Source organism: Chroococcidiopsis cubana SAG 39.79, from assembly GCF_003991895.1.
Lineage (GTDB): Bacteria > Cyanobacteriota > Cyanobacteriia > Cyanobacteriales > Chroococcidiopsidaceae > Chroococcidiopsis > Chroococcidiopsis thermalis.
The window spans coordinates 74,617-90,113 of the sequence record NZ_RSCK01000018.1 but is presented as its reverse complement, the minus strand read 5'-3'; the positions used below and the strand labels follow the sequence as shown (position 1 = coordinate 90,113).

Sequence of the window (15,497 nt, the reverse complement as noted above, 5' to 3'; positions counted from 1 at the left end):
GAAAAATTATGCTAACTCTCTATTGGTTATTAGTTGCCCTCATGGTTGTCGGTGTGATTGGGGCAGTGGTTCCAGGGATTCCTGGGACGAGTTTGATTTTAGTCGCGATCGCAATTTGGGGTGTGGTGCAAGGTTCTTTTGGTAGCATTGCCGTACCTCTAATTGTGACGGTGGTGGTGTTGGCGCTTAGCGTCGGCATCGATCTGCTGGCTACCTTCTGGGGAGCGAAACGCGCTGGAGCCAGTAAATGGGGACAGATTGGTGCGGTTGTTGGTTTGCTATTGGGTATTTTTGGTTTATTGCCTGCTTTGCCGTTTGGTGGTCCCTTGTTAGGAATTTTGCTCGGACCTTTGTTAGGCGCAATTATCGGCGAGTATATTTATCAACGCGATCTTAAACGAGCCTTGAAAGCTGGAATCGGAATTGTAGTCGGTTCTCTGGTGGGAAATTTGATTCAGGGGTTATTGGCAATCGTGGCAGTCGGCTTTTTTCTCTATGCCACGCTACCACAAGTGATGGGATGAGCAAATTCGGATTAGCAGATTCGCGGTAGTTGTTCTCCGCTTAACATATCGACAATGCGTTGAGCGCCAATTTTACTCTTCATCGTGACAAAACCAGATGTTTTGCGTTCGGTGACACTGCCAATAATTTGAGCAGATTTTCCTAAATTATGCGATCGCATAATTTTTATTGCTGTTTGGGCAAATTCTGGTGGCACAAAAGCGACGAATCTGCCTTCATTAGCGACATAAAGCGGATCGAAACCGAGGATTTCACACGCTCCTTGCACTTCTTCACTTATGGGGATGGCACTTTCATCAATTTCAATTTTGACGCAGGCAGCTTGGGCAATTTCATTTAGAGCGCTCGATAAACCGCCACGAGTCAAATCGCGCAAACAGTGAATTTCAATTTCAGCCGTAAGCAGTTCTAGAATCAGACTCGCTAACGGTGCAGCGTCGCTCTCTATGGTAGTTTCAAAGGCTAAACCCTCCCTCTCGGTCATAATAGCAATGCCGTGACGACCGAGATCGCCATTGAGGAGCAACACATCCCCAGGCTGAATTGATTGGGGGGCGATCGCCTGGTCATGCTCGATAATTCCAACACCAGCAGTATTGATAAAAATGCCGTCTCCCTTCCCTTTATCCACAACCTTTGTATCGCCAGTCACGATCTGCACGTTGGCTGTTTGAGCTGCTTGTTGCATCGATCGCACCACCCGCCAGAGCGTTTCCATCGGTAGCCCTTCTTCCAAAATAAACCCAGCACTTAAATACAGCGGACGCGCTCCGCTCATCGCCAGATCGTTGACAGTGCCGTTAACTGCCAGTATTCCGATATCGCCGCCTGGAAAAAACAGGGGTTGAACTACATAAGAATCAGTGGTAAAAGCAATTCTGCCGCTTTTGAGGTGAATTTCGGCAGCGTCATGTGGCGCGCGATCGCTATGGCTAAATGTCGCCAAAAACATTTGTGAAATCAACTGATGCATTAACCTTCCACCACCCCCATGCGCCAGTAGAACGCGGGGATACTTGTCAATTGGGATGGGACAAGACAGGATAAAGTCTTCGGGTTCGCTCACTGACAACTCCTCTGCTCCTCTGCCTCTTGCCTTCTTACACCCGATGCCGATAACGATAATATGCCGCACAAGCCCCTTCTGAGGAAACCATCGGCGCACCCAGGGGATGTTCTGGCGTACAGCGATCGCCAAAGACAGGACATTCGTGAGGTTTTTTGATGCCTTGTAAGATCTGTCCGCTCAGACATTCGGTAGATTCTGCAATTGCGTAGTTAAAAATATCAAAGCGCTTTTGAGCATCAAATTCAGCATATCGATCGCGTAAGCCCAACCCACTTTGAGGAATACGACCAATTCCGCGCCATTGCCTCGGTACGACCTCAAATACTTCACGCATTAATCGTTGAGCGGTTTCATTTCCACTGCGCCGCACCGAACGAGCGTATTGATTTTCTAGTTGCGATCGCCCCGATTCCAATTGCTGAATGCACATATACACCCCTTGGAGGATGTCTAGCGGTTCAAACCCCGTGACGACAATCGGAATGCGATATTTCTGTACGAGCGGTTCGTACTGGGTGTATCCCATTACCGTGCAGACATGACCGGCTGCTAAAAATCCCTGAACTCGATTATGAGGTGAGGCAAGAATCGCCTCCATTGCTGGCGGAACTAATACGTGAGAAACCAGTAAGGAGAAATTTTTAACTTCCTGTCGCGCAGCTTGGTAAACCGCCATCGCTGTAGCGGGTGCAGTCGTTTCAAACCCCACAGCAAAGAAAACAACTTGTTTGTGAGGATGAGCTTGAGCGATTTTGAGCGCATCAAGCGGAGAATAGACAATGCGAATATCTCCCCCCATTGCCTTAACCGCCAGCAAATCTTTCTCCCTCTCCTCTACTCCCCTGCTCCCTGGAACACGCAACATATCTCCAAACGAACAGAAAATAACTTCGGGTTGCGTTGCGATCGCGATCGCCCGATCGATTAATTCCACAGGCGTGACGCAGACGGGACAACCAGGTCCGTGAATTAAGGTAATTTCTGGGGGTAAAAGTTCATCTATGCCAAATTTGACAATAGAATGGGTCTGACCGCCGCAGATTTCCATAATTGTCCAAGCTTGGGTAGTAATGGCAGCGATCGCCCGCGCGTATTGTCCAGCAGCATCAGCATCTCGGTATTCGTCAACGAACTTCATTGTTATCCATCCCCCACGTAAATCCCCATACAGCGAGCGGTTTGGACGAGATAGTTATCAGGTGCTACAGGCAAAGGACTTCGAGCGACAACATCGACGATCGGCACATCTACAACTCGTCCATTTTGCCAAGCCACCATTTGACCGTATTGTTCCCGCGCGATTAAATCTACTGCTGCCTTACCAAAAGCTGTTGCACTCAAGCGGTCTAAAGCCGATGGTATACCACCGCGCTGAATATGCCCTAAGATCGAAACCCGAACGTCAAGGCGATCGGTAAGGATGTTGTGGGATTTGATTTGATTGGCAATGTACTGTCCCATGCCGCACTCTAGAGAGGCAAAATTTTGTGTTTCGGCAATAGAACTATCGTTAGCAGTTTTAGCACCTTCAGCAACAACAACGATCGCAAATTTTCGTCCCCAGCGATCGCGCAGTTCGCTAATTTGATGGCAAACTCCGTCAATCGAGTAAGGAATTTCAGGAATGAGAATACAATCTGCTCCGCCTGCAATTCCAGCATGGAGTGCTAGATGCCCTGCTGTGCGTCCCATAACTTCCACAACCATGACGCGATCGTGACTGGCAGCTGTAAAAGTCAGACGATTCAAAGCATCAACAATCGTATTGACAGCCGTATCAAACCCAATTGCTCGTTCCGTAAGTGCTACATCGTTATCGATTGTCTTGGGAATCGCGATGAGATTCCAGTTTCCTTGACAAGCTAGTTGGTGGAGAATGGCAAGACTACCATCGCCACCGATCGCAATTAAGGCATCTAACGCCAACGCCCGATAACTAGCAATAATTTCACTCGCATGAGCTAGCGTGTCTCCTTTATTAATCGATCCTAAAATCGTGCCACCCATACTGAGTAAAGGATCGATACCGCGTAAATCTAAGCCATGCAAATTGAGTAACGTCGTCTTGCGCTCTAATAACCCTTGGGTAGCGTAAGGAATCCCTAGCACTTCCCAATCGTGTTGTAGCTTGGCATGGCTAACAACAGCCCGAATCGCACAATTCAACCCGGGGCAGTCACCGCCACTGGTCAAAATACCAATTCGTTTTTGCATAGGGTTTTGGTAGTTGGTAATTGGTAGTTGGTAATTGGTAGTTGGTCGTCATTTGTCATTTGTCATTTGTAGTAATTGATGGATAGTTGTTATTAGTTTTGACTTTTGACTTTTGACTTTATCCAAAATAATGAGATGTATCGAAAACTCGCTCCCATTCTGGTTTGTAGGTTTGGAGCGATCGCATGTATTGGGCGCGTTCAAAGGCACTCTTGTCGGGGCAATTTTTCTGACTCATGCTTCCTTGTAGTTGCCGCACGGATTCATACTCGTGTTCTACCATCCATTCACGCATTTCCTGCTCGATCGCGCGGATCTGGTCGATACCGTGCCGTAGCAACACCGAACAAAGCATCGTGATGTTAGCCCCTGCCATCAACAACTTGATGGCATCCTGCCCTTTGTGGATGCCGCTCGTTGCAGCCAAACTAGCATTGATGCGATCGTAGAGAATTGCAATCCAACGCATCGGTAAACGCATGGACTGCGGAGTACTTAAAAGCACGTTTGGTTCAACCTCTAGGGTTTTGAGGTTGATGTCTGGCTGGTAGAAGCGATTGAACAAAACGAGAGCATTTGCCCCTGCGTTGTCCAAACGTCGAGCCATATTTGCCATGTTGGTAAAATAGGGGCTGAGTTTGATCGCTACAGGAATTGTCACGGCGGCTTTGACCGATTGCAAAATCTCAATATAGGTTTGCTCGATCTGTTCGCCTGTCAAGTCCATGTCTGTAGGGACGTAGTATACATTCAATTCCAGCCCATCTGCGCCTGCTTGTTGGAGTTGTCTGGCATAGTTAGTCCAACCGCCAACAGATGAACCGTTAAGGCTAGCAATGAGAGGAATATTGATTTTCTCCTTTGCCCTTTGGATGTGATTTAGATATTCTTCCGCTCCGACTCGAAAGCTGTGCGGTTCTGGAAAATAGGTCAGGGCTTCGGGATAGCTTTCCGTTCCGTGCGTCAGGTGATGGTGCAGTTCGTAGCGCTCTTGGCGTAATTGTTCTTCAAATAGGGAATGCATCACAACAGCCGCTGCCCCCGCATCTTCCATTCGCTTGATATTATCGATGTCTTCGGAAAGGGGTGAGGCTGAAGGTACTAGGGGCGATCGCAATTGTAACCCCATGTAAGTTGTAGTTAAGTCCATTTGTCTCCCTCCTAAAACCTTGAAGTTAGGAAAAGAACTTGAGATCTAATGAATAGTTTCAGGCGATCGCGCAGCTAGATATTCATACAAGCGCCAACGAGCCTTGACATCTTGCTGTGCCTCTGCTAATAACTGCTTAGCTGCTTCTGGCTTGCTCTTGGTCAACATCTTGAAGCGGTTTTCCAGATACATATATTGCTCTACTGGGAGTTTCGGAGCGTGGGAATCAAGTTGGAGCGGGTTTTCTCCCTGCTGAATCCGGTCAGGGTTAAAACGATACAACAGCCAGCGCCCTGAATCTACCGCAGCCTTTTGATTTTGCATCGCTGTTGCCATATTGATGCCGTGGGCGATGCAATGGCTGTAGGCAATAATCAACGATGGACCTTCGTAAGCTTCAGCTTCTAAAAAGGCTCTAAGTGTATGCTCGTCTCTTGCGCCCATTGCTACACTTGCCACGTAGACATTTCCGTAAGTCATGGCAATTAAACCCAAGTCTTTTTTGGGTGCGGGTTTACCACCAGCAGCAAATTTAGCTACTGCTCCCTTGGGGGTAGCTTTAGACATTTGCCCGCCAGTGTTGGAATAAACCTCTGTATCGAGAACGAGGATATTCACATTACGTCCGCTTGCCAGGACGTGATCGAGTCCACCAAAGCCAATATCATAAGCCCAACCATCACCGCCAATAATCCAGACGCTCTTTTTCACTAAGTAGTCAGCCAGTGATTTTAGATTTTGGATTTTAGATTGGTAATTAGTAGTTGGTAATTGGTAATTGGTATTTTCTCCCCCATCCTCCTCAGTTCCCTGGGCTCCCTGGGCTCCCTGACTATTTGATAATTCGTCCAATTTTTGTTTGAGTAATTCAACTCTTTGGTGCTGTTCGTAGATATCTGCTTCATCCTGTTGTTCGGCAGTGAGGATGCTTGTTGCTAGTTCTTCACCTACTGCTGGTGCTAGCAGGCGCAGTAATTCGCTAGCAATTTCTGTGTGGTTGTCGATCGCAACGCGAAAACCCAAGCCAAATTCGGCATTATCCTCAAATAAGGAATTAGACCAAGCAGGACCCCGCCCCTCTGCGTTGTGCGTCCAAGGTGTAGTGGGTAAGTTACCACCGTAGATCGAAGAACAACCAGTGGCGTTGGCAATGACGGCGCGATCGCCAAATAATTGACTAACTAGTTTTAGATAGGGTGTTTCTCCACAACCCGCACAAGCACCAGAAAATTCAAATAACGGCTCTTGCATTTGCTGCTGATTAATCTTATGCAGTTTCAATTGAGTGCGATCGGGACTGGGAAGATTTAAAAAGAAATTCCAGTTTTCCCTTTCCTTTTCCCGCAATGGCTGCTGCGGCTGCATATTAATTGCTTTCAGTTTTGGTTGTGACTTGTTTTTGGCTGGGCAAACATCGACGCAGATGCCACAGCCCGTACAGTCTTCCGGTGCAACTTGGATGGTAAATTTCAAACCTTGCCAATCATGCTCTCTAGCATTGCTACTCTTAAAAGTGGCTGGAGCAGTTTCTAGTTGCTGCGGTTCGTAAACTTTACTGCGAATCACGCTGTGGGGACACACCATGACGCACTTACCACACTGGACGCATACATCTGAATCCCAAACTGGGATTTCCTGGGCAATATTGCGTTTTTCCCACTTCGATGTTCCACTGGGATAAGTTCCGTCTGCGGGCATGGCACTCACTGGTAGCTCATCACCCTCCCGCGCCATCATTTTTCCTAAAACATCTCGGACAAAAGCTGGGGCTGAATTGGGAATTGGTAGTTGGTAGTTGGTAGTTGGCAGTTGGTTTTCTTGACTGCTTCTTACCATCGCTCCATAATCAACTTCATAGAGATGTGCTAGGGTTTCATCCACTGCATGGATATTCATCTGGACAATTTCATCACCTTTCTTGCCGTAGGTTTTGCGGATGGATTGCTTAATTTGGGCGATCGCTTCATCTTTTGGTAGCACGCCAGAAAGAGCAAAGAAGCAAACTTGCATAACGGTGTTAATTCTGCCACCCATCCCTGCGTTGCGGGCAACTTGGTAGCCATTAATGACATAAAATTTCAGATGTTTTTGAATAATTTGAGCTTGGAGCGATCGCGGTAAATAATTCCAAACTTCATCTGCGGAGTAGGGACTGTTGAGCAAGAAAGTACCACCAGGGACGATCTCTTTGAGTAATGGAAATTTCTCGATAAACTCCCACTGATGACAGGCAACAAAGTTAGCCCGATTGACTAAATACGTGGAGCGAATCGGCTGCGGTCCAAATCGTAAATGAGAAACTGTCACAGAACCCGATTTTTTGGAATCGTAGACAAAATAGCCTTGAGCGTAGTTTTCTGTCTGTTCGCCAATAATTTTGATGGAATTCTTATTGGCTCCTACAGTTCCATCCGCACCCAATCCATAAAAGATGGCTCGCACTACATGCTCTGACTCAATCGAAAACTCAGGATCGTATGGCAAACTAGTGTGAGTCACATCATCGTTGATGCCCACGGTAAAGTGATTTTTAGGTCGATCTAGCGCGAGGTTATCGAAAACTGCTTTAACCATCGCTGGGGTAAATTCTTTGGATGATAAGCCGTAGCGTCCACCGATAATCTGGGGAGTCGGGGAAGTGGCTAGTGGCTGGTGACTAGTGGCTAGAATTGCTTCCTTGTCTCCCTTGTCTCCCTTGTCTCCCTTGTCTGCTCCTAGTCTCCTTTGCTCTGCATATTCGCACACAGCGGTAACAACATCCTGATACAACGGCTCACCTGCTGCGCCTGGTTCTTTGGTGCGATCTAAAACTGCGATCGCTTTGACTGTTGCAGGTAACGCTTCTACAAATCTTTTGGCATCAAAGGGGCGATAGAGTCGGACTTTGACGACTCCTACTTTTTCGTCACTAGCATTGAGGTAATCTACAGTTTCGTGGACGGCTTCGCAACCTGAACCCATTAAGACAATGACTCTCTCTGCTGCTGGATCGCCGTGGTATTCAAATAATTGATATTGTCTGCCCGTCATTTGAGCAAACTCGTCCATCACCTTTTGGGTAATGTCTGGGCAAGCTAGATAGTAAGGATTGACAGTTTCCCTAGCTTGAAAGTAAACGTCGGGATTTTGGGCTGTACCCCGAATCACTGGGCGATCGGGAGTTAAAGCGCGATCGCGATGGGCAAAGACTAGCTCGTCGGGGATGAGCGATCGCATGTTATCTTCTGGCAACAGTTCCACTTTGGCAATTTCGTGGGAGGTGCGGAAGCCATCGAAGAAATGCAAGAAAGGAATTCGCGATTCTAATGTTGCTCTTGTGGCGATAAGGGCAAAATCGTGAGCTTCTTGGACTGATGCGGCACATAACATCGCAAAACCTGTTGTCCGTGCTGCCATCACATCACTATGATCGCCGAAGATGGAGAGGGCTTGAGCAGCAAGCGATCGCGCTGCTACGTGAAAGACTGTCGGTGTCAGTTCTCCGGCAATTTTGTACATATTTGGCAGCATCAACAATAATCCCTGCGATGCTGTGAAAGTCGTCGTCAGCGAACCTGTCTGTAAAGCACCGTGAAGCGCCCCTGCAACGCCTCCTTCACTCTGCATTTGGACTACGGCAGGAACGTTACCCCAAATATTTGCCCTGCTTTCTGCTGTCCAAGCATCAGCCCATTCAGCCATTGGCGAGGAGGGAGTGATAGGGTAAATGGCAATGACTTCATTCAAGCGATAGGCAACTTGAGCAACTGCCTCATTACCATCTAGGGTTGCAAATGTTTTTGTTTTCATTTTTTCAACCTTTGCAAGCTTCTAAAGTATTACCATGTGACTGTTTTGGCTCTACCTTGAAGTTAGAAGGAAAATTTGAGGAACCTGTGAGGAGAATAGAAGGGGAACCAACGATCGCTCAATTTTGCATTTCTTGTAAATAATTCAACGTACTTTCTGCTTCCTGCGAATCGAGAATGCTCAGAGCAAAACCTACATGAACGATTACATAGTCATCTACTTTTGCGTCAGGAACATAGGCAAGACTGACTTCTTTAATTACTCCACCAAAGCTAACTTTTCCAGTTTGCATCAATGGTTCTTGTTCGTTATTAATACTGATAATTTTTCCTGGAACTGCTAAACACATGGCTGGTGCTTCCTGTTGCTTAAGTGAAAAGTTGCTGCCACAATTTGTCCTAGCGCGATTCCCCCATCATTAGGTGGAATGCGTTGATGCCAGTAAGGGTAAAAATTTTCTGCTTGCAATCTTTTAATAGCTCTTTCAGTTAAATACTTATTTTGAAAACAACCGCCTGTAAGTATAATTTTCCCTTCACCCACAGATTTTGCTACGGCAACTACGATCTCAACGAGCGTATTGTGAAACTTAGCTGATATTTTTCCAAGTGGTAAACCACATTTTATATCTACTAAAATTCCTCGCACCATCGGTAGCCAGTCAACGATCGCAGGCGATGACGTTGCCAAAATCTCAAAGCTATAGCACTCGTCAAGATCAAATCCGGCGATCGCAAACTCTAGTTCCATTGCTGCTTGTCCTTCAAACTGGTTTTGTTGACGCAATCCTACAATTGAGGCGATCGCATCAAATAGCCGTCCCATACTAGAAGTTACTGGCGTATTGAAATTTCTTTGCAGCATTGTCTGCAAAATTCCCAACTCGCGATCGCAAAAAGCTTGTACTGGTACTAGGTGCTTCATCTCAAACACCTCGTCTCCAAAAATCTCATAGAGCAAACCAATTGCGACTCGTCTCGGCTCTTTAATCGCCTTTTCTCCCCCAGGCAGCCGAAAAGTGTGCAGATGGGCGACTCGCTCAAATGATGTTTTTGTAACGAGCAAAAATTCTCCGCCCCAAATTGTACCGTCTAGTCCATAACCAGAGCCATCCCAAGCAACACCTAAGACAGGTTGAGAGTCATGCATTCCAATTAAATCGTTTTCAGCCATGCATGAGAGAACGTGAGCGTAGTGGTGTTGTACTGGAATCGCAGGCATCCCAGAATTACGCGCAAATTGAGTAGAGAGGTAATCGGGATGAAGATCGCAGGCGATCGCCACTGGTTGTGTCTGATAAAGTAGTTGAAAATCCGCGCTCGCCCGTTCAAAAGCATTCACTGCTGGTACTGTTTCTAAATCTCCGATATGCTGACTGACAAAAACTTGCTCTTTGACACAAAGCGCGATCGTATTTTTGAGATGCGCCCCTACTGCGAGAAGGGAGTCGCTAGGGGCGCACTGCTGTGCGCCCGTAAGGAGTTGGGAGTCGGGTGTGGTAGTTGGTAGTTGCTCCTCTGCTCCCAGCTCCCAGCTCCCAGTTCCCTGAATCGACAAAGGTGCATAGCCACGGGCGCGACGTAAAACCATTTCTCTTCCCATCATCACGCGCACGACAGAATCATCTACAGGACGGGCGATCGGTCGGTTATGGACGAGGAAAACTTCAGCAATGCTACTCAGGCGTTGCAGTGCTTCTTTTTCATCAATACAAATAGGTTCATCTGTTAAATTGCCACTGGTAGCAACTATCGGAAAACCCAACTCAGCCATGAGTAGGTGATGTAGAGGAGTGTAAGGCAACATCACGCCCAAGTAGGGATTGCCAGGAGCAACTGAGGGGGCGATCGCATGAGATGCTAGCTTCCGTTGCAGCAGGACAATTGGAGCTTGAGGCGATCGCAATAGGCTTGCTTCCAATTCTGAAACTTGACAGTGTACTTGAATCGATTCCAGCGATGGATACATCAGGGCTAGGGGTTTTGCCTCTCGCTGCTTGCAACGGCGCAGTTTTTGCACGGCTGCTTCGTTACGTGCGTCTACTACCAGATGAAACCCGCCCAAACCCTTGATAGCAACGATCTTTCCTTGACAAATCGATGCAGCAGCTTGAATCAATGCTTGATGATGTAATGCTAGAACATTGCCATCTCGCTCCCATAACTCCAGCTGGGGTCCGCATTCAGGACAGGCGTTAGGTTGGGCGTGAAAGCGACGATCTAATGGATTTTCATACTCAGACTGACAATGAATGCACATCTGAAACTGTTTCATTGTCGTATTGGCGCGATCGTAGGGCAAAGCCTCAATAATGCTAAAGCGGGGACCGCAGTTAGTACAGTTGGTGAAAGGATAACCGTAACGGCGATCGCTTTTGTTGAAAATTTCGCGCAGACAATCCGAGCAAGTGGCAAGGTCGGGTAATATTGTTGCTGATTTCTCACCACCCGTACTGGTGCGAATCTCAAACTGCTGGTAGCCTATGGGAGCGAGAAATTTCGATTCTAAGCTTTGAATTATCGAACGAGGTGGCTTTTGTTGCTCGATGCGTAGTAATAAAAAATTCTGCAATTGCGCTTGAGTGCCTTCTACGTCAACCAAAACCCCTTGGGCAGAATTATTCACCCATCCTACAAGTCCTAATTCCGTTGCCAGTCGGTAGATAAACGGACGAAAGCCTACCCCCTGTACAGCACCGCGAATAGTTACGTGTAAACGTTGTTTTAGGATTGACATTTTGTCTTATAGCAAAACTTCATCAACTCTTCGCCTTGCTGTTGGTTTTACCTCAGAACCAAAACCCAGACGCAACAGAATTTGTGGATAGCCCGATGCGTAGATTAATTTGCTCAGTTGCGATCGCAAAGTTGGCACTTCAATCGGCTGATTTAAAAAGGATGCTGATAATCCTACTGCTTGACTTCGCAGCAATACCCGCTCTAGTGCTTGCCCCGCTGCCAGCCAATCTCTCGGAGTATCTTGCTCTGTACCCAGCACTAAAATTGCCGGAGACTGGATTGTGAGTTGGCGGTTATGATGAGCCATTGCATCTCCGAGATCGAGGGTACGCATTGCCCAAGCAAAAATAGGTGTAGCAAAATCTAAGTACTGATTCACTCCATATGCATATCCAGGTATACCATCATGGCTGGAGCTGCTACCTGGATGAATCCAAGCTGCTAATTCGCGGCGAAAGTTAGGATCTGCCATTTGCCAGCGATCGCCTCGTACCACTAATTCGGCGATCGCCTGACGGGTTAGATCTCCCTTCACAACGTGCAACCACGCACCTTCGCTAGCGGCATCTACTTGTAACCATGTCAGCATCGATTTGGGGACATCCCGGTTTTCATAATCTCTTCGATTCGTGTGTCTTTGGGGAATTGCCTCAAACAGCATTTGCTCGTCAGCGCTAGCCTGTGTGGGTTTGCCTAACTGAATCGTCGCTAACAAGTCTGGGTGACTGGGTTCTGGAAAAGTTGAGATTTTGCCCGTATAACCTAAGTGACGTAGAGCAATCCGAAGATTAAATAATGCCGTACCGCAGCTGATAATTAATTCCCGGTCTTGAGGATCGACAACAGGCAAAGCGCGAGTCCGGTCAGCATAGAGCGCGATCGCTTCATCTTGAATTTTAAAATTCCAAGGTTGAGTATTATGCCCAGAAGGAGCTAGCAATGCATAGTTTAAAAGAAACTTGAGCTGCTCTGTAGGTGTACCAGTTTGGGGAAATTCAGCTGCTTCAATGTTCCAGAAATTGGATATTGTAGACATGGCGATCGCCTCGCAGCATTCATGATTTTGCTCGGTAATCTTAACTATTTTTTAGCAATATAAATTATTGCGGTTTACAACGTCGATTTTATATTCGACTCGTCTCTAAACTATCTCAAAAAACTATTCAAACTCTTTTCAAACTAATACTAAAAGTATTAATCGAACCGAGTTTTAACTTTTAACTTTTGACTTTTGACTTTTCTAGTCTTCTTGCCAATCTTCACGACCTAATAAATCGATGATTCGATCCCTAAGCAAAAAATCATTTTCCTCTAGCTCAATTTCTACGCAAACCCACTCACGACCTGGAATATATTTGCACAAAGCATAAATTGGCTGGTGACGGTCAACAAGTCCTTTATCAACGAGTTGACGCGCTTCGTCTTTGATAGCATTGATGTCGTACTTAACTGAGGTTTTCATACAAATTACCTTCTACCTAGTAGGAGTTAACGGTTAATGATTAACAGTTAACACTCAGCAATCAACAGTCAACAGCTAACACCCAAGATGTAAGAACCCTTGGGAATTGCTATAGCATCAGGTTGGTTTAAACCATATCTTGTTTGGTTATAGGTTTAACTTAGCAAGCAAATTTGAGGAAATTGTGAGTAACTCAACGTTCTCCCAGACCGTTTGAGGATTCATGCAGAACCAAACAGAGAAAATCCGCCTTGTGTAACCGTTCGATTTGCCATTCCAACTGCGATCGCACTAGAGTAAATCTGTACCCTGCCGCAGTCTCTCAACCTTGACTCAATCTCAAGCCAAGCGAATCGATCTCCAAGAATCTCACCTCAACCGCGCTCGTGCAAGTATCCGCCAAGCGCTATCTTGGTACGGACATCTGCGTAAACCCAATCCACAGCCTGCAAAGCTTGAATTAGCGGGGTTGGTTAAACCAGACTTGGAAGTCCTAACTTCCACGCTGAATAAATTAGAAACGAATGTCATTTGTATCGCTGCTTTTGGATTGGTGAGTCGAGGTAAATCAGCGGTTCTCAATGCCTTAGTCGGGCAGAAAATTTTACCCACGGGTCCCCTACACGGTGTGACTCAATATCCCCGTTCCGTGCGATGGAATCCAGGCGGAAAAGTACAGATTGAATTAATCGATACACCAGGATTGGATGAAATTGAAGGTCAAGCTAGGGCGCAAATGGCAAAGGATGTAGCGCGACAAGCTGACTTAATTTTATTTGTCGTCGCTGGCGATATTACCCGTACTGAATATCAAGCACTTTGCGAACTACGGCAAGCACAAAAACCGCTAATTTTAGTCTTCAATAAAATTGATTTATATCCTGAAACAGACAGGGAAGCAATCTATAAAAATCTCCAACAATTAGGGGCTGGTAGTCCGACAGCAAGACGCTTACAGCAACTTTTGTCTAGCGATGAAATTGTCATGGTGGCGGCGGAACCAGCAGCCGAAGAAGTGCGGGTAGAATACCCTGACGGACAAGTTGTTTACGAGTGGGAAACACCACCACCTCAAATTGCAGAGTTACAGCAAAAGATTTTACACGTACTCAATCGCGAAGGGCGATCGCTACTGGCTTTAAATGCTTTACTACAAGTCAAAGATGCAGAAGCTGCGATCGCAGGTAAAACTCTAGATCGTCTTCATGAAGCGGCGGAAGATTTAATTTGGCAATATACCAAATACAAAGCTTTAGCTGTCGGACTCAACCCCATCGCTGTACTTGACGTTTTAGGCGGATTTGTTGCCGATCTCGCCCTAATTCGTGCTTTGGCTAAGTTATATAATTTGCCAATGACAGGGTTTGAAGCTACGAAATTGTTGAGGACAATTTTGTTTAGTTCCGGTGGTTTATTGTTGAGCGAATTAGGTAGCGGAATGCTGATGGGATTGGGTAAAAGTGCGACTGCGATCGCCTCTGGGGATAATCCGTTCAATATTACCGCATTTGCGGGGACTGCGATCGCTCAAGGGGGAATTGCTGGTTATGGTACGTATGCTGTGGGAAAAGCTGCCCAAGTGTATTTAGAAAAAGGCTGTAGTTGGGGACAATTTGGTGCAAGTACCGTAATTCAAGAAATCTTATCTCAAGTCGAGCCAAATACAATTTTGTATCGTTTGCGGTTAGAGTTGGGGCAGCATTTGAGTTAAACAAGTCAAAAGTTAAAAGTCAAAAATGTATAACAGTTTAATACATGCAGATGAACGCAGATAAATGTATCGTAGGGGTGGGTTTTATCTGAAATCTTTGTCGGAGTCAAAAACGATTAACAAACCCGCCCCCAGATCTATGCGATCGCAATTTAGAATTTTGCAATAGATTATTGTTTCGAGATTGTGTATATGAATACCATCGCCCTAGACTTACATTCAGTAATCGACTTGACCGACGAGCAATTTTTTCAGCTTTGTCAACAAAACCGAGATCTCAAGTTTGAACGCACTGCAACAGGAAAGATAATTATTATGCCACCTACGGGCTGGGGAACTGGAAACCGTAATATTAAACTATCAACAAGACTAGAACTCTGGGCAAAACGTGACAATATAAGCATTGCCTTTGACTCATCTACAGGTTTTATCTTACCTAATAAAGCGATCCGTTCTCCTGACGCTGCATGGGTGAGACGAGATCGAATTGAAGCAATAAATCCAAATCCAGACAAGTTTTTACCTCTAGCCCCCGATTTTGTTGTCGAACTGATGTCAGCTAGCGATCTGCTCGAAGACCTACAGGCAAAGATGCGAGAGTATATAGAAAATGGGGTGCGCTTAGGTTGGCTGATTGACCCCAAACAGCAATATGTGGAGATTTATCGTCAAGGACGAGAAGTAGAAGCGCTATTATCTCCCACCACCTTATCAGGAGAAGATATACTACCTGCGTTCGTTTTGGATTTACAAGGTATTTTGTAAATGCATGGGATACATAAACCAGAAGATGAATGACTCTTGAGGGTTTAACATGAGATTTAGTGACCATCACGCAG

The 15,497-nt window shown here is 46.2% G+C and carries 12 protein-coding genes; 3 read left to right on the top strand and 9 right to left on the bottom strand.

The genetic code is table 11. The features are described 5' to 3' along the window. Positions 1-8: 8 nt before the first annotated feature. A complete protein-coding gene (locus DSM107010_RS13860; RefSeq protein WP_015156344.1) occupies positions 9-524 on the top strand; it encodes a DUF456 domain-containing protein in 516 nt (171 codons plus the stop codon). An 11-nt stretch (positions 525-535) separates the two neighbouring features. On the opposite strand, the gene hypE is transcribed toward DSM107010_RS13860, so the two are convergent. From hypE to DSM107010_RS13815, 9 genes are all read right to left on the bottom strand, one after another. Next, positions 536-1,591 carry a hydrogenase expression/formation protein HypE gene (gene hypE, locus DSM107010_RS13855; RefSeq protein ID WP_106168983.1) on the bottom strand — a complete coding sequence of 352 codons (1,056 nt, stop codon included), beginning with the start codon at positions 1,589-1,591 and terminating at the stop codon, positions 536-538. Positions 1,592-1,625: 34 nt separating this feature from the next. After that, entirely contained in the window at positions 1,626-2,732 is a 1,107-nt protein-coding gene (gene hypD, locus DSM107010_RS13850) for a hydrogenase formation protein HypD (protein ID WP_106168982.1), read from the bottom strand. A gap of 2 nt (positions 2,733-2,734) precedes the next feature. Further along, positions 2,735-3,808 (bottom strand): ATP-dependent 6-phosphofructokinase, encoded by a 1,074-nt coding sequence (locus tag DSM107010_RS13845; protein WP_106168981.1) that lies wholly within the window; start codon positions 3,806-3,808, stop codon positions 2,735-2,737. A gap of 118 nt (positions 3,809-3,926) precedes the next feature. Beyond that, on the bottom strand, positions 3,927-4,958 hold the full coding sequence (locus DSM107010_RS13840; RefSeq protein ID WP_015156340.1) for a dihydroorotate dehydrogenase-like protein: 1,032 nt from the start codon (positions 4,956-4,958) through the stop codon (positions 3,927-3,929). 45 nt (positions 4,959-5,003) lie between these two features. Then, positions 5,004-8,747, bottom strand: a complete 3,744-nt coding sequence (gene nifJ / locus DSM107010_RS13835) for a pyruvate:ferredoxin (flavodoxin) oxidoreductase (protein ID WP_127023171.1) — start codon at positions 8,745-8,747, stop codon at positions 5,004-5,006. A gap of 118 nt (positions 8,748-8,865) precedes the next feature. Further along, complete coding sequence (locus DSM107010_RS13830) at positions 8,866-9,096, bottom strand: HypC/HybG/HupF family hydrogenase formation chaperone (RefSeq protein ID WP_106169433.1); 231 nt, start codon at positions 9,094-9,096, stop codon at positions 8,866-8,868. Next, positions 9,087-11,483 (bottom strand): carbamoyltransferase HypF, encoded by a 2,397-nt coding sequence (hypF, locus tag DSM107010_RS13825; RefSeq protein WP_127023168.1) that lies wholly within the window; start codon positions 11,481-11,483, stop codon positions 9,087-9,089. The genes DSM107010_RS13830 and hypF overlap by 10 nt, the downstream gene beginning before the upstream one ends. A gap of 6 nt (positions 11,484-11,489) precedes the next feature. Continuing rightward, the gene (locus DSM107010_RS13820) at positions 11,490-12,521 is read right to left on the bottom strand and encodes an Acg family FMN-binding oxidoreductase (RefSeq protein ID WP_127023166.1); all 1,032 of its coding nucleotides are present in this window, start codon (positions 12,519-12,521) and stop codon (positions 11,490-11,492) included. 204 nt (positions 12,522-12,725) lie between these two features. Continuing rightward, positions 12,726-12,947: a DUF4327 family protein gene (locus DSM107010_RS13815; protein WP_015156335.1), complete on the bottom strand. Its 222-nt coding sequence runs from the start codon at positions 12,945-12,947 to the stop codon at positions 12,726-12,728. A 328-nt stretch (positions 12,948-13,275) separates the two neighbouring features. Between DSM107010_RS13815 and DSM107010_RS13810 the strand changes: the two genes are divergently transcribed. Both DSM107010_RS13810 and DSM107010_RS13805 read left to right on the top strand, forming a co-directional pair. Then, a complete protein-coding gene (locus DSM107010_RS13810) occupies positions 13,276-14,658 on the top strand; it encodes a GTP-binding protein (protein WP_127023163.1) in 1,383 nt (460 codons plus the stop codon). Between the two features lie 192 nt (positions 14,659-14,850). Beyond that, positions 14,851-15,423: a Uma2 family endonuclease gene (locus DSM107010_RS13805; protein ID WP_106171551.1), complete on the top strand. Its 573-nt coding sequence runs from the start codon at positions 14,851-14,853 to the stop codon at positions 15,421-15,423. Positions 15,424-15,497 lie beyond the last annotated feature (74 nt).

Excerpts from the sequence above, each read along its gene's own strand:
- DSM107010_RS13830 (WP_106169433.1), bottom strand. The coding sequence starts at position 9,096 with ATGTGTTTAGCAGTTCCAGGAAAAATTATCAGTATTAATAACGAACAA.
- DSM107010_RS13845 (WP_106168981.1), bottom strand. The coding sequence starts at position 3,808 with ATGCAAAAACGAATTGGTATTTTGACCAGTGGCGGTGACTGCCCCGGG.
- hypD (WP_106168982.1), bottom strand. The coding sequence starts at position 2,732 with ATGAAGTTCGTTGACGAATACCGAGATGCTGATGCTGCTGGACAATAC.
- DSM107010_RS13860 (WP_015156344.1), top strand. The coding sequence starts at position 9 with ATGCTAACTCTCTATTGGTTATTAGTTGCCCTCATGGTTGTCGGTGTG.
- DSM107010_RS13805 (WP_106171551.1), top strand. The coding sequence starts at position 14,851 with ATGAATACCATCGCCCTAGACTTACATTCAGTAATCGACTTGACCGAC.
- nifJ (WP_127023171.1), bottom strand. The coding sequence starts at position 8,747 with ATGAAAACAAAAACATTTGCAACCCTAGATGGTAATGAGGCAGTTGCT.
- DSM107010_RS13820 (WP_127023166.1), bottom strand. The coding sequence starts at position 12,521 with ATGTCTACAATATCCAATTTCTGGAACATTGAAGCAGCTGAATTTCCC.
- DSM107010_RS13815 (WP_015156335.1), bottom strand. The coding sequence starts at position 12,947 with ATGAAAACCTCAGTTAAGTACGACATCAATGCTATCAAAGACGAAGCG.
- DSM107010_RS13840 (WP_015156340.1), bottom strand. The coding sequence starts at position 4,958 with ATGGACTTAACTACAACTTACATGGGGTTACAATTGCGATCGCCCCTA.
- hypF (WP_127023168.1), bottom strand. The coding sequence starts at position 11,483 with ATGTCAATCCTAAAACAACGTTTACACGTAACTATTCGCGGTGCTGTA.